This window comes from Clostridium sp. (assembly GCF_050717535.1).
Taxonomy (GTDB): Bacteria; Bacillota; Clostridia; order Clostridiales; family Clostridiaceae; genus Clostridium_AD.
This window is the reverse complement of record NZ_JBOITM010000081.1, coordinates 22,794-38,313: the sequence shown is the minus strand read 5'-3', so window position 1 is coordinate 38,313 and position 15,520 is coordinate 22,794. Positions and strand designations below refer to the sequence as shown.

Annotated in this window: 13 protein-coding genes; 10 read left to right on the top strand and 3 right to left on the bottom strand. The window is 31.8% G+C overall.

The window, feature by feature from the left end; translation table 11 throughout:
- Window positions 1–60: 60 nt before the first annotated feature.
- Genes ACREVU_RS16640 through ACREVU_RS16630 form a run of 3 tightly spaced genes read right to left on the bottom strand, consistent with a single transcriptional unit; the run spans window position 61 to window position 4,663 of the window.
- Complete coding sequence (locus tag ACREVU_RS16640) at window positions 61–1,578, bottom strand: efflux RND transporter periplasmic adaptor subunit (protein WP_431552726.1); 1,518 nt, start codon at window positions 1,576–1,578, stop codon at window positions 61–63.
- A 56-nt stretch (window positions 1,579–1,634) separates the two neighbouring features.
- Entirely contained in the window at window positions 1,635–3,953 is a 2,319-nt protein-coding gene (locus ACREVU_RS16635; protein WP_431552725.1) for an ABC transporter permease, read from the bottom strand.
- Between the two features lie 5 nt (window positions 3,954–3,958).
- Window positions 3,959–4,663 carry an ABC transporter ATP-binding protein gene (locus ACREVU_RS16630; RefSeq protein WP_431552724.1) on the bottom strand — a complete coding sequence of 235 codons (705 nt, stop codon included), beginning with the start codon at window positions 4,661–4,663 and terminating at the stop codon, window positions 3,959–3,961.
- 374 nt (window positions 4,664–5,037) lie between these two features.
- Here ACREVU_RS16630 and ACREVU_RS16625 point away from each other — a divergent pair, with 374 nt between their 5' ends.
- From ACREVU_RS16625 to ACREVU_RS16580, 10 genes are all read left to right on the top strand, one after another.
- Window positions 5,038–5,724 carry a Crp/Fnr family transcriptional regulator gene (locus ACREVU_RS16625; RefSeq protein WP_431552723.1) on the top strand — a complete coding sequence of 229 codons (687 nt, stop codon included), beginning with the start codon at window positions 5,038–5,040 and terminating at the stop codon, window positions 5,722–5,724.
- Window positions 5,725–5,860: 136 nt separating this feature from the next.
- Window positions 5,861–6,868, top strand: coding sequence for an anaerobic sulfite reductase subunit AsrA (gene asrA / locus ACREVU_RS16620; protein WP_431552722.1), 1,008 nt, complete (start codon window positions 5,861–5,863; stop codon window positions 6,866–6,868).
- Window positions 6,869–7,660 carry an anaerobic sulfite reductase subunit AsrB gene (gene asrB / locus ACREVU_RS16615; protein ID WP_431552721.1) on the top strand — a complete coding sequence of 264 codons (792 nt, stop codon included), beginning with the start codon at window positions 6,869–6,871 and terminating at the stop codon, window positions 7,658–7,660. It begins immediately after the preceding gene.
- 13 nt (window positions 7,661–7,673) lie between these two features.
- A complete protein-coding gene (asrC, locus tag ACREVU_RS16610; RefSeq protein ID WP_431552720.1) occupies window positions 7,674–8,621 on the top strand; it encodes a sulfite reductase subunit C in 948 nt (315 codons plus the stop codon).
- Between the two features lie 209 nt (window positions 8,622–8,830).
- Window positions 8,831–9,400 (top strand): hypothetical protein, encoded by a 570-nt coding sequence (locus tag ACREVU_RS16605; RefSeq protein ID WP_431552719.1) that lies wholly within the window; start codon window positions 8,831–8,833, stop codon window positions 9,398–9,400.
- A gap of 50 nt (window positions 9,401–9,450) precedes the next feature.
- Entirely contained in the window at window positions 9,451–10,143 is a 693-nt protein-coding gene (locus ACREVU_RS16600) for a response regulator transcription factor (RefSeq protein ID WP_431552718.1), read from the top strand.
- Window positions 10,121–12,292, top strand: coding sequence for a sensor histidine kinase (locus ACREVU_RS16595; RefSeq protein WP_431552717.1), 2,172 nt, complete (start codon window positions 10,121–10,123; stop codon window positions 12,290–12,292). Before ACREVU_RS16600 ends, ACREVU_RS16595 begins: the two co-directional genes overlap by 23 nt.
- A 324-nt stretch (window positions 12,293–12,616) precedes the next feature.
- Window positions 12,617–13,741, top strand: coding sequence for an MATE family efflux transporter (locus tag ACREVU_RS16590; RefSeq protein ID WP_431552716.1), 1,125 nt, complete (start codon window positions 12,617–12,619; stop codon window positions 13,739–13,741).
- A 112-nt stretch (window positions 13,742–13,853) separates the two neighbouring features.
- Window positions 13,854–14,369, top strand: coding sequence for a hypothetical protein (locus ACREVU_RS16585; protein ID WP_431552715.1), 516 nt, complete (start codon window positions 13,854–13,856; stop codon window positions 14,367–14,369).
- A gap of 230 nt (window positions 14,370–14,599) precedes the next feature.
- Window positions 14,600–15,520 (top strand): ABC transporter ATP-binding protein, encoded by a 921-nt coding sequence (locus ACREVU_RS16580; protein ID WP_431552714.1) that lies wholly within the window; start codon window positions 14,600–14,602, stop codon window positions 15,518–15,520.

Genomic DNA, 15,520 nt, shown 5'->3' with positions numbered 1-15,520 from the left:
CCATCCTTTTCACTGAATTATTTACTGGCTCTCCATATTTACACAGTGTACTGAACCCATTTATTCAGGTAGAATTAATATGTCACCTTCTTTTACTCCACCTTTAATTTCTGTAACACTTTCATTACTTGTCCCAACCCGGATCTCCCTTTGTATTCCTTTCGTTTTATCGTCTTTAATGGTTACTAATTGCTTCTTTCCTGATTTCGTTATTACACCTGTCGGAACATATAGTGCATTTGTTATACTTTTGGACTCTATCTTAGCTGAAACATTCATTCCACTCTTAAGCATACTCTGTCTTTCTTTGACTTTAATGGTTACAGCAAAATTTGTTACTCCATTTTTAGAAATCCCATCAAGAGCAACTTTTATAACTTCACCTTCTATAGGTCTCGTTGCTGTTTCTGAAAGCGCATCTAAAGTAAGTTGCGTCTTTTGCCCCACAGCAACTTTGGCTATTTCAATCTCATCTATATCTATGTCAACTAATACTACATCTGTTTTTTCAATAGAAGTTATTGCTTGTCCTGGGGTTACACTATCTCCAATTTTTATGGTCTGCTTAGCTATAATACCATCTATAGGTGCATATATTTTGTAGTCGAAAAGCATATTTTCTGATGATGATATTTTTATTTGTGAAGAAGCAACCTTAGCATTCCCTATTGATTGATTTATTGCAACATCATCATTATGCATTTTAATAACTTCTTGACTTTTAGCCACTTGCTGATTTTTCTTAATAAATATACTACTTACTGTTCCACCGGTTTCACTTATAACGGTTGTCTTACTTACATATTCTAAGGTTACTGAATTTGTGCTTGCTACAGTCCCTTTTGATGTTTCAAAGGATGCTTCACCAATCATACCTTCTGAAATAGCACCAGGGTTATTTATTTGTATTTCCACTGTATATAATTGCCCTCCTGCCTTTGTAGATGTAGTTTTATTGCTAATGTACGTAACAGTCCCCTTAACTGATTTCATAATAGAAGATATGCTTACATTAACTGATTGATTTATTGATATCTTTTTTATATCCACAGCATTAAAGTCAACTGAAAGCTTAAGTTTTGAGGTATCTGCAATAGTGAATAATGCTGCACCTTTTGTAATTACATCATCTTTCTTTACAAGAATATTGCTAATTTGTCCTGAAAAAGGTGTCACAATAGAAAGCTTTCCAGCTTGGATTTCATTTGCATCATTTGATAACTTACTTTGAACTAACTCATTCCTAGATCCACTTAAAGCCAGCTGAGTGGCAGAATCATCAAATTCACAAATTAAATCTCCAGCTTTAACTTTGTCTCCTTCTTTAAAATATACACTTCTTACTTTACTGCTAACCTTTGAAGATATACTTGAGGTTTTGTCGTAATAAACATATCCTGTTCCTGAAGCCGATATCTTAACATCACCTTTTTTTACTACTGCGGTCTTTTGTACATGAACACCCGCAGCAAGTTTATTTTGAACTATAGGTGACTTATATAAGCCCAAACCAACCAGCAATATTGTTAACGTTCCTACTATATATTTTACAAATTTCTTTGAAAAAAATTTTTTCATTTAATTTAATTCCTCCATTCATTTTTGCAAATTCAGTAATTTAATATCACCTGGAACTACTCAACACTTTTCAAAGCCCCAAGCATATCAATGTCCTTTAGCTTTCTTTTAAGAAGTAAATTAACAATAACTGAAAAGATATATGTTAATCCTGCAGCATATAAGAAAGTAACTCCTTTAATATATGGTTCAAATGTCATATTTTCTCTAGAACTCTGTGACAATATAAATGTAGTTAATGCTATTCCAAGTGGTATTCCAATAATAATTCCAATAACGGTGAAAATAGTGTTTTCCCTTAAAACTAGCACCTTAATTTCCTTGTCATAGAATCCCAAAACTTTTAGGGTTGCAAGTTCTCTCATCCGTTCATAAAAATTTAGAATACCCAAGTTGTATAAAACTACTAGAGTTAGCACTCCGCCAAAAACCATAAGCACGAGAGAAATTGAGTTTACTGCACGCATTTGATCATTTATGGATGCTACTAATTCACTCTTTTGTTTTATAGAACCGATAAAGTCATAATTGTTAGTATTTTCTATAAAACTAGATGGCTGCTTTGTCTTTACATATATAATAGATGGCGTATATCCTTCTCCTAGTTTTCTCCAAAGGGATCTACTTATATATCCACCGGTAATGTTCTCTTTAATATCTGCCACCTTTATTTTTCTTATATCACGTTTCCCAGAAACTACAAGGTCTAGCATATCTCCCTTATAGATATTTAGTTTTTTTGCCAAAGTAGTTGAGATTATAAGACCATCTTCTGGCATACTCATACCATCTTTAGCATCTATGGACGGCACCATCAGCGATATTGTATCCTCCATTACATTAATTGTTGTGTTTTCACTTTTCCCACTATTAGATACCTTAACGACTTGGTTCATTACATTTTCAGTCTTATCTACCCCGCTAATTTTTTTTATCCTCTCAGCCTCAAAAGTGGAAGTGTCCTTTTTAAGTATTATTTGAATATCATACCTATACATATTTGAAAACATGTTGCTTTTTAATTTTTCAGTAGAGTTACGGAATCCAAAAGCTGTAATTATTATTGCCATACTACCCGCCACTCCAAAAACACACATGATTAATCTCATTTTATTTCTGAAAATATTCCTCGTAATAGTCTTCTGCTCAAAGTTCATATTGGACCAAATAATTTTAATTTTTTCAAGAAAATTTGCTTTGCCTATCTTCGGAGACTTTGGTCGCATGCATTCTGTAGGAGAATATCTTATTTCGCGGGCAGATAAAAATGCTGCTGTACCAACAGAAATAACTGTTGTAATCAGTAAGGTCTTATAAATAGATGAATAATCAAAGCTATTTGAGAATTTTGCTACTGTCATGTCTGCTGTAGTAAAACTCATAAGTCCAGCTGTAATTATTCTTGATGGTAATATGCCAAGAAGATTCCCCAAAATAACTACTATAAACGCATAAGATAAAAAATAGATAAAAATGACTATTTTACTATACCCAAGTGCCTTTAATGTGCCAATCACCATCCTGCTGTTTTCTACAATTCTTGACATAGTAGTAAACATAATAAGTGCTGCAATCAGAAAAAATATCATAGGAAGCGAGTTAGTAAGTGCTTTTGTATTATCAACTTGATTTATTATTATTGAGACTTTTTCATTATCTTTAAAACTTAAAAGTTTGTTTAATTTGGTGCCTAATATTTTCTCGATATCTTTTCTAAATTGATTTTTATCTGTATTATTCTTAAGTATTAAACTCATTTTGTTATAAGAAAGTAGATCTTTCATCTCTTCTAGCGCATCTTCTTTTACAAATGCAAAACCATGTTTATAACTATCAGGAGTGATGTCTGTATCCCCTATATTGTGTATGTATTCTGGGCTATTAATTAGTGCGCATACTGTGAATGTCAGTTTTTTATCTGTTTTCTTAATTTTTAAATCAATTTTATCAGAAATATTAATATTGTGAGTTTTTGCATATGATGCATCCAGCATACATTCTCGATTATTCTCAAACATCCTTCCCGATAGGATATCAGGTTTATTAATATTAAAATCACCTGATATTCCATCCAGGTCAATGGTAATATCTTCATCTTGATAGCTTTCTGCTTGTAGACTAAGTTCAGACTGAATACTCTCTACCGAGTCAAGGTTTGCAATTCGCTTTTCATCTAACTTAGTAAGCATGCTTCCATATATCCAATAATCAGCAACATTTTGACTTTTATAATAACTTTCAGCTGTTTTGGTAAGGTTATAGCCATTTCCACTCATACCAACATAAATCATTACTCCAAGGGCTGTAACAATTATGACAGCAAGAAATCTTGGAAGTGTAGAAATTATATCTCTAAAAAAATTACGAATTAGCATCTATATCACCATTCAATCCTCTCAACAGGTACAGGGGAAAGATTTTCCTCCATACTGACTACCTGCCCACTTTTCATTTTAATAACCATATCTCCTATTGGGGCAATTGCAGAATTATGTGTTACGATTATAACAATTTTATTACTCTCACGGCATATTTTATGCAAAAGTGAAAGTATACTTTTGCCTGTTACATAGTCCAAAGCTCCAGTGGGCTCATCACATAATAACAAATCAGGATTTTTAGCAAGGGCCCTTGCGATAGCGACTCTTTGTTGTTCTCCCCCTGAGATTTGAGAAGGAAAATTATCTTGTCTGTCTGCAAGCCCTACCAATCTTAGGCTTTCACTTGCATCAATGGGATTTTTACATATATGACTTGCAAGTTCTACATTTTCGATAACATTTAAATTTGGCATAAGATTGTAGAACTGAAAAACAAAACCAATACTGTTTCTCCTATATGATGTAAGTTTTAAATCATTGTATTTTGATATCTCTTGTCCAAAAACATGAACACTTCCACTAGTTGCAGTATCCATTCCACCTAAAATATTTAAGACTGTAGATTTGCCAGCACCGCTTGCTCCAAGCAGAATAACAAAGGACCCTGCTTTTATCGAAAAGCTTATACTGTCAACGGCAGTAATCTTTGTTTCGCCCATCTGATAGGACTTTACTAAATCTTTTATAACAATTACCTCATTCAATTAATTTTCCTCCCTTTAGAATATCCATACTTGCATTGTAACTTAAACTAGAATATGAATCAGTTACCATGGTTACTAATTTGAAAAGAAGCTAGTTATTCTAGTTAAATAGTAAAGACGGAGATTACAATATCAGAAAGATTAATGGAAAATATTAAATTCACTCTGCGCATAAATCATATTAAAGGAAGAAACGGCTAAACTTATCTCACACTGCAGCAATTTGCATAGGTATTTACCACTGAGGAAACTATTAATTAAGATATGTATAAACATTTTTTTTGCTCAATTATAAAATTTATTGTTGTATAATAAGAATATCGGTATTTTTATTATAATGAGATTTTAAGTTGAAATCATAAGGAGAAGTTAAGATGGTACATATAACTCTTAGTCAATTAAAAGGCCTTCCACTATTTGAGGATATTGAGGATAGAACTTTAGAATTAGTAAAAGAGAATGTTATTATAAAAAGAATAAATAAATCACAAATCTTGTTTGCTGAAAGACAAAGTATAGATAATATATATATAGTTTTAGAAGGCAAGGTAACTATGTATAGGTTATCAGAAAAAGGTCAAAAGCGGGTTATATTTATTCTAAACAAAGGTGAGATTATAAATGAGGTAATTTTCGACAATATTACAGCCTCAATTAATTGTGAAGGATTTGAAGATAGTGAAATCATGAGCATATCAAAAGTAGACTTATTAAATATAATGAGGCAAGACTTTAAACTCACACAAGTTATCTTGTACTCTATGAGTAAAAAAATAAGAAGATTATATAGGCAACTTAAGAATACAGTTCCTACTAAAATGGACAAGAAGGTAGCAGCCAAGCTTTGGAAACTTTCTAAAGATTATGGAATACAAACAGAAGAGGGTATTTTAATAAATGTTAAGGTAAGCATAACCTATTTGGCGGATATGCTAGGTAGCTCTCGCGAAACTATTTCAAGAGCGGTAAAAGAACTTGAAAAAATGGATATGGTAAAAATAAAACATAGAAAGTTTATAGTTAATAGAGAAAAGCTAAGTCAATATTTTAAAGGTGTGTGATGAAAATCACATTCTTATTTTGTAGTTTAAAATAGAATATGAATAGTTAGTTAAAAATTTAATTTTTATAGTTAATTAATTAACAATTTCAAGCTATTAGATAATAATAATTATTATGATGGAGGTTGTTGCATTTATGAGCTTTAATTTAAAAGTAGGGGAATTTGATGAGTATCTCGAAACACTGCGACATGAATATAAGATATATGCACCAGTATTGCTAAAGGGAAAAGGAACTTTTGCGGATACAGATACTATTAGGTATAAGGAAATAAGCAGTATAAGTGAAGTAGAATTTAAACTTAAATCTAGTTTTTCACCTAAGGAAATAATACTTCCAATTACTCAAACATTATTTTACTTTACTGAAAATGATTGTAAAGAGCCAAAATGTGATGAGAAGAAAATTTTAATATTCTTAAGAAGTTGTGATATTCATGCCATGAAGCGTCTGGATGAAATTTATTTAAGAAATGGAAATGAAGATTATTATTATAAGGTTTTAAGAGATAAAATCAAGTTTGTACTTATGGGTTGTAGTGAAAGTTTTGAGAATTGTTTTTGCGTCAGTATGGGCTCCAATAAGACAGAAGATTATGATATGTACACTAAAATTCAAGGTGACGAGGTTTTTGTTAATTGTAAATCAGAAGAACTAATGAGTTACTTTAATATAGATAAAATAAAAGAGGTACAAGTAGACCCAGAATTTGTACAAGCTAATGAAATAAAAGTTACTATACCTGAAAATTTGGACCAAAGAGTTTTCAAATCAAAAATGTGGGATGAATATTCTTCAAGATGCATTGCTTGTGGAAGGTGTAATTTTGTCTGTGGTACTTGTACTTGTTTTACTATGCAGGATATTTTCTATAAAGAAAACAAAAATGTAGGAGAAAGGAGGCGTGTATGGGCATCTTGCCAAGTAGATGGATACAGTGATATGGCAGGAGGACACGGCTTTAGAAAAGACAAAAAAGACAGAATGAGATTTAAAGTTATGCACAAGGTATATGATTTTAAAAAGAGAACAGGATATCATATGTGTGTAGGTTGTGGTAGATGCGATGATATATGTCCAGAATATATATCTTTCTCAAATTGTGTAAATAAACTAAATAAAGCAATGGATGAGGTGGAATAAATGAAAAATATATATATGCCCTTTATATCTAAAATACTTAAGATAAGTAAGCATACAGAAACGGATTATACATTTAGAATGAAATTTAAAGGTGATGTAAAACCTGGCCAGTTTTTCGAAGTTTCTATTCCAAAGTTTGGAGAATCACCTATATCCGTTAGTGAAATAGGTGAGGATTATGTAGATCTTACAATAAGACGTGTGGGTACAGTTACCGATGTAATTCATAGCTTTTTTGTAGGAGGAAGTTTGTTTTTAAGAGGTCCTTACGGTAATGGATTTGATATTAATCTTTTTAAAAATAAAGAGATTATTGTTGCAGCGGGCGGAACAGGTCTTGCACCTGTAAAGGGGATAGTAGATTATTTTGCACAAAATCCAGAGCGGTGCAAAAAGTTTAACTTAATGGCGGGGTTTAAGTCACCCGAGGATATTTTATTTAAAGATAATTTTAAAACTTGGGGAAAAAATATTAGTGTAACTTTAACTGTAGACAGTGCTCCTGACGGGTACAATGGAAATGTAGGACTCATAACAAAATATATTGGAGGCATTCCAGTAGATAATATTGATGAAGTACAAGTTATTGTAGTAGGGCCTCCAATGATGCTTAAGTTTACAGTGGCTGGATTTATAAAGAAAGGAATAAAAGAAAAAAATATATGGGTATCTTATGAGAGAAAAATGTGTTGTGGAGTTGGAAAATGTGGTCACTGCAAAATCGATGATACGTATATATGTTTAGAGGGACCTGTTTTTAACTATTTGGATGCAGTTCATCTAGTAGATTAGGGGGGAGAAAATTATGGATATAAACACTAAATTGCTTAAAAAAAATGCGTTTAGAATAACAAAAAGAAGAGGTAAAACCGCAATAAGAATAAGAGTGCCTGGCGGGCACATAGAAGCTAAACATTTGGCAGTACTTCAAGAAGTAGCAGAAACTTACGGAGATGGTAATATTCATATATCAATAAGGCAGGGGTTTGAGATACCTAATATTGATATAGCTAAAATACCAGAAGTTAATAAGATGATTCAACCAGTTATAGATGGTCTTGAAATAAATCAAATTTCACCCAATACTGGATATTCTGCTGCAGGAACTAGAAATGTGTCAGCATGTATTGGTTCAAATGTCTGTCCTTTTGCAAATTACAATACTACTGAGTTTGCAAAAAAGATTGAAAAGGAAATTTTTCCAAATGATTATCACGTGAAGGTAGCTTTAACAGGCTGTCCTAATGACTGTATTAAAGCTAGGATGCAAGATTTTGGAATTATAGGGATGACAGAACCTCAATATGATTCTTACAGATGCATAAGTTGTAAATCTTGTGTTACTAACTGTAAAAGAAGAGTTACTGGTGCGCTTAAAATGGAGAACTTTAAAGTAGTACGTGATCCAGATAAGTGTATTGGATGTGGAGAATGTATAGGGAAATGTCCAACAGGTGCATGGAGTAGAAGCACTGAGAAATATTTTAAACTTGTGATAATGGGTAGGACTGGTAAGAAGAATCCTAGACTTGCTCAGGATTTTATAACTTGGGTGGACGCAGAAAGCATAATTAAAATAATAAAAAATACTTATTCGTATATAGAGGAGTACATGGATGGAGATGCTCCAGGAGGGAAAGAGCATATAGGGTATATTGTTGATAGAACAGGATATCCTGTGTTTAAAGAATGGGTTTTGAAAGACGTAAACTTAGGAGAAAAAGCAGAAGTTAAAAAATATATCAACTGGTAAAAAAATTCTGTGTTTCAAACAAAATGGTTATTACTTGATTACATCATTGAAAACAATATGTTTAATATATGGTGTTTTTTATTTTCCGCTGTTTATAGCAGCTTTTTTTATTTTCTTAATAAATTTGTAAGAATTATGATAGGTATTTTGTAAAAAGTATACTGTATAATTATTTATAGTTAGTTATACGAGGGGGAGGGTAATACCAAATGAAAAAAGTGAAATTGATTTTATTTGTCATAGTAATAACAAGTATTGCGATAATATTTTCTAAAAATATTAAGTCCAATGTACGAGCAGAAAATTTATCCTTAAATAAAGATGTATATAATTTTCTACAAGATAAAGGAAATCGTATAGAGGTGTACAATGTGGCCGTAGAATTAAATAAGGGTAGTTCAGAAAATACCTGTGTTTATTTTTTATCTGAAGTGCTTAGAAAAAACAATTTTGAGGTACCTCAGGAAACAAGTAATACAGAACAGCTCCTGTCATTACTTTCAGAGAATGGGTTTAAAAAACAAAGTAATTATAAAAAATTAATACCTGGCGATATATGTTTCACTACAGATGCAAATGGAGAGCAAAGTAATTTTCCAACGCATACCTATATATTCATGAAATGGGTAAAGGAAGGAGATTACGATTATGCATATGTATGTGACAATCAAGCAAAGGATTATAAAGGGAAAATTTATCATATTCGTAATATAAATGTTGTAGCCATGGCTAATGGCTTTGATAAAGATGCTTTCGCATTTTTCATGAAAAGGACATGATTGTAAGGAATCCCTATTAACATGTATAATATAAGTAAGGGGTGATTTTCATGACTGTGCATAATGTTTTAATTGTAGATGATGAATATGAGATAAGAGAAGCCATAGAAATATATTTAAAAAATGAAGGTATAAAAGTATTTCAAGCGGTGGATGGTATAGAAGCTTTAGAAGTTTTGAAAGAACAAGAAATTCACCTTATATTAATGGATTTAATGATGCCTAGAATGGACGGAATTAAAGCTACCTTTAAAATAAGAGAAGGCAAAAACATACCAATAATAATGCTTTCAGCTAAATCAGAAGATACAGACAAAATACTAGGTCTTAACATAGGAGCGGATGATTATATTACAAAACCATTTAATCCAATGGAACTAGTGGCCAGAGTTAAATCCCAGCTAAGAAGGTATACAAATCTTGGAAACTATAAAGAGAGTGATGATGAAATAAATGTACATGGACTTATATTAAACAAAAACTCGAAGATGGTAACAGTGGAAGAAAAGGAAATAAGACTCACATCCATCGAATATAGAATATTGGAATTATTAATGGCAAATAAGGGAAGGGTATTTTCAATTGAAGAAATATATGAGAGAGTTTGGGAAGAACCTTTTTATAATGGAGAAAATACTGTTTCTGTTCATATAAGGAGAATAAGAGAGAAGATAGAGATAAATCCAAGGGAACCTGAATATTTAAAGGTGGTGTGGGGTATTGGATATAAAATCGAAAAATAAACATATATACATTATAATACTTATTATATGCGTATATATGTTTGCACTTTCGGCATTGTCGATAAAAGACATTATAAATAATAGAAATTATCTAGGAGTTGAGCCTTATTTTAATAGCGCAGGTTTTAAAAATGAATTATTAGGTTATTTTAATAATATACAAGCACTTAATGGGATTTATAAAGATTATTCACAAAAATCAGATGATGAAAAGGTTACAAATGAAGAGCTAATATCAGCTAAAACATTATATGATTCTAATCTCAAGAATAGTGAAGAAGTAATAAAAAACAAGTATACTAATGATATTGTAGTAGCAGAAAAAGAAGGAAATACGCTGGCAGTAAAAAGGTTAACTGAGGGTGAAGATGGTGAACTTAATGAATTAAAAAAGGAAAATACAAAGACTGTAGCGGATATGAAAAAGGAAATAGCTGCATATAAAACTAAAGACTATGAAAATATTAAAATAGCTGTAAAAGAAAAGAGTATAATAAAATACTATATAACAAGAGGAAAAAATAATGTTATAGATACTAATATAGAAAATGTTTCAGATATAGATTCGTATTTAAAAAATAATGCATTGTACAGTATAAAATTTCCTAAACAATCTATAAACAATAATGATGGGATGATCTCAATAAATCAGTGGGTAGGTACTACTGGTCAAGCATATTTTATTATTCCTAAGGATATGGATCAAAACAATTATATATATTCCAATTACATTTATTATAATTCCGTAGCACAAAGAATTAGTAAAGAGGCAATAATAGGAGCTGTATCATTTATTATAGGATTTATAATGCTTATATATATATTAAAGAAAAACTATATGGAAATGTATTTTATACGAAATCCAAATAAGGAGTACCCTTTAGATTTATGGATATTTACTTTAATAATATTTTCACTTGTAATAAATAGCTACATAAATAGAGTGGTGTTTTTTTCTAAACCATATAATTTCCACCAGATTTATATGCTTACTTTAATTGCATTTTACATTTACTTCTTTATTCTTAGTGCACGAGTGCTAGCTACTTTAGTAAAAGATAAAGAGAGATTTAGGGCGGAGTTGAAAAATTGTGGCTTTAACAAATTCTCAAAATTTATGAAAGAGAGCCCGCTTACTCAAAGTACTAAGTTTAAAGTAAGAGGTATTATTATACTTACTTTGTTGTGCGGAGTGTCAATACTAGGTGCGTTTATAGCATTAGTGTGCGGTTCTTTCATTGTAATAATACCAACAATATATGTGCTTGGCTACCTGGTATTTATAACAATTTACGCACTTAAGGGAGTAAGAGTTTTTGGAAGTATTCTAAAAGGAACACAGGAAATAGTTTCAGGAAATTTTAATTATACTATAGAAGAAAGTGGAAAAGGTGATTTTTTCAAATTAGCTCATAACATAAATAATATGAAAACTGGGTTTAAAAAGTCTCTTGAAAATGAGATAAAAAGCGAAAGGCTTAAGTCTGAACTTATAACAAGTGTGTCCCATGATTTAAAAACTCCACTGACTTCTATTATAAATTATGTGGATTTGCTAAAAAAAGAAGGCTTATCCAAGGAAGAATCACAGGGGTATATAGATGTATTAGATAGAAAATCTCAGCGCCTTAAGATACTTATAGATGATCTATTTGAAGCATCTAAGATGGCTAGTGGAGTGGTGGAACTCAATATAGAAAAAGTAGATGTGACAGCACTACTTTCGCAATCGTTAGCAGAACTAGATGAGAAAATTAACAATTCATCTTTAACCTTTAAGTTAAAGATGCCTAGTGAAAAGGTTTATGCTAATTTAGATGGGAAAAAGACCTGGAGAGTATTTGAAAATCTCATAAATAATATATTAAAATACTCGCTTCGGAGTACTAGAGTATATATTGAGTTAATGGAGCAAGACTCTAAAATAATCATAATTATGAAAAATATCTCTTCTTATGAAATGGATTTTGATAAGGAAGAAATATTTGAAAGATTTGTTAGGGGAGACAAGTCAAGAAATACTGAAGGGTCAGGGCTCGGTCTATCTATCGCGAGGAGCATCCTAGAGCTTCAAGGTGGAATCCTTAGTATTGAAGTTGATGGAGATTTATTTAAAGCGAAGGTTACTATACCATCTTTTCCTAAGTAGGGCGATTTTTCATGATAAAGATTGATATATGAAATTAACTATTAACCATGTGCATTAAAAGCTGGAAGATTGTCTGGTATTTTTATTGGCATTAACAGCAAGCTTCAATTAAATCAGTTAGATTCTTGTCAATTTCTTCTATACCAATGGAAAGTCCCATTGGTCAGAAACAAAAACCGCAAAATTTTGACACAATTACTCAGTCATGGTAGAATACAGGTTGTTCATCGGAGGGTATATAGATAACTATATGCTGGATAAGATGGTTGGATAAAGCCAGCTACCTTATCCAGCATTTTTTTATTTATGGGAGGTTTATTTATTATGGAACAACAAAGCGATTTAACGCAGGGGAAGGTTATCCCCACATTATTAAAATTCGCATTTCCTTTTCTACTAGCAAGTTTGCTTCAAGCGCTTTATGGTGCAGCTGATTTGGTGGTAGTTGGGCAGTTTGACACTTCGGCTCAAGTTTCTTCGGTGGCCACAGGAAGTCAGATTATGCAGACAATTACAGGGGTTATCCTTGGATTAACCACAGGCGGTACTATACTAATAGGTCATTATTTGGGCGCTAAAAAAGACCGTGATATTGCAGAATCAGTTGGGACCATCATTTGCATTTTCGGCATAATGGCCGTTATTTTGACCGTAATTTTAATTTTAGTGGGTGTAATGCATATGGGGGCAGCGGGAGCTGCAATTGCAACAATAGCTGCTCAAACTATAAGCTTCGTACTTGGAGTATTGTATATAAAAAAGAATGGCTTTGCTTTTGAGTTTCATCGGAGTGATATAAGGCTTAAAGCAATAAAAACAAAAAAAATATTTGAGTTAGGACTCCCTATTGCATTACAGGATGGTTTAATTAATATTTCCTTTATAATAATTACAGCAGTTATTAACAAAATGGGCCTTACGGCTTCTGCATCTTTAGGTGTTGTAGAAAAAATAATTGTATTTGCAATGCTTCCAACTATAGCATTTGCTTCAGCAATTGCTGCAATGACAGCTCAAAATATGGGAGCAAGGAAGCCAGAAAGAGCAAAGCAATGTTTGTATATAGGTACAGCCTGTTCTTTAGTCATGGGAATAATGTTCTATGTGTATGCACAATGGAATCCAACATCCATGACCGCATTGTTTTCCAAAGATGCGCAAGTAATAGCAATAGCAGCATTATATCTGAGATCGTACAGCCTTGATTGTATCTTGGTTTGTTTTGTATTTTGTATGAACTCGTTTTTTAGTGGTTGTGGTAATTCATTATTCCCAATGATTCACAGTTTGCTGGCTACATTTATAATTCGTATTCCTGTGTCTTTTATTTTAAGCAAAAGAGCAGGGATAACCTTATATGAAATTGGTTTTGCGTCTCCAATGGCAACATTGGCATCACTTGGGATGTGTGTGATCTACATGAAATCTGGAAAATGGAATAATAATTAAATTATTTTGTATCCGCTTTGTAATAATTTTGACATCTGATTGATACGATATGGCAGAGAACATGGCATATAATAAGTATTAATAGATAAGGTTATTATAAGGAGCGATTTTCATGAAAAAAATAGTTACATTAACTATAGTGGTATTATTAAGTGTTTTCACAATTGCAATTACCTCAAATGCAATTACAAAAGGACCTAATTTAAGTACAAAAAAAATAGTTCAAAGTGATAAAGAAGCTTCCCCAAAAGATACTAGCTTTTTAAACTATATTAAATTGATAGGACTTAACAAGACAGAGCTTATCACAAAGCTTGGCAATGAGTCAATTACTATTGATGAGGGTGGATTAGAGTTTTCACAATTAGATATTAGAGTTTGGTTTAAAGATTATGGAAAGGGGCCAGTAGAACAGGTATACATTGACAACAAACATGTGGATTTTAATGGGTTAAGACTTGGTGATAAAATAAGCAGTTTCAAAGAAGAATTTGGAAAGCCAGTGGAGGAACATCTCAGTTTTGCAATTAGTAATTTTAAATACAAAGGGATAATCTTATCTGTGTACTATAATCCGAAAACAGAAACAACTTTTGCAGTATATATTTTAGATGAAAATGTTAAGTAAAAAGGGTGTTATGAAAAAGCACTAGTTACTTTGCTAAATGATGCGAAGTAACTAGTTTTTTTATTGACATAAGATAACTGTTGTCCCACATTGAGTTGATGAGTATTCGGTTGCTGGTTTGAGGTTTAATCTACCTAGTGTTATAATACAATAGGTCAATTATATGCTTGACTAAGTAAGCAACTAATAGAGAAAAAATTGTAAATACAATTAAGGAGGTTGACATAAAAATGAAAACTATAGTACAAATAAAGAATGTTACAAAGAAAATTGGGAAAAAAGTAATAATAGACGATCTTAGTTTTGACGTCCATTCTGGTGAGGTATTTGGATTCCTAGGACCCAATGGTGCAGGTAAAACTACTACTATTAAAATGCTTTTAGGACTTATGTCTATTACTAAAGGAGAAATGTATATTGATGGGTTCAATGTTGAAAAGGATTTTGAAAAGGCAATTGCTAAAGTAGGTGGCATTATTGAAAACCCAGATTTATATAAATACTTAACAGGATATCAAAATCTGCTTCATTTTTCAAGAATGTATCCAGATGTAAAGAAGGAGCGTATAGATGAGGTTATAAAAATTGTGGGTCTTGAAAAAAGAATACACGAGAAAATAAAGAAATATTCGCTAGGTATGCGCCAAAGACTGGGAGTTGCACAAGCACTTCTTAATTCTCCAAAGCTTTTGGTACTAGATGAACCTACTAATGGACTTGATCCTGCTGGAATTCATGAATTGCGTAATCATTTGAGGACGCTAGCAAGAGAAGAGAATATTGCAGTAATAGTATCTAGTCACTTGCTTTCAGAGATGGAGCTTATGTGTGATAGGGTAGGAATTTTGCAAAATGGAAAATTGGTTAGGATCCAAGATATGAAGGAAATGCTTGAAGATGAGGTGGATTCAGTTATAGCGCTAACTGTTACCCCACTTGAAAGTGCAAAAACATATTTAGAAGGTCTTAATAGCAAATATAAACCGAAAATAGTTGATAAGGAAATTGAAATCATAGAAAATATAGAAAATATACCAGAAATTGTTGAGAAGCTTGTGGGCCAAGGGATTAAGATCTATGGCATTCGTAAAGAACAACAAAGCTTAGAGAAAAAATTCTTGGAAATGACAGGGGGTAATGAAATTGCATAA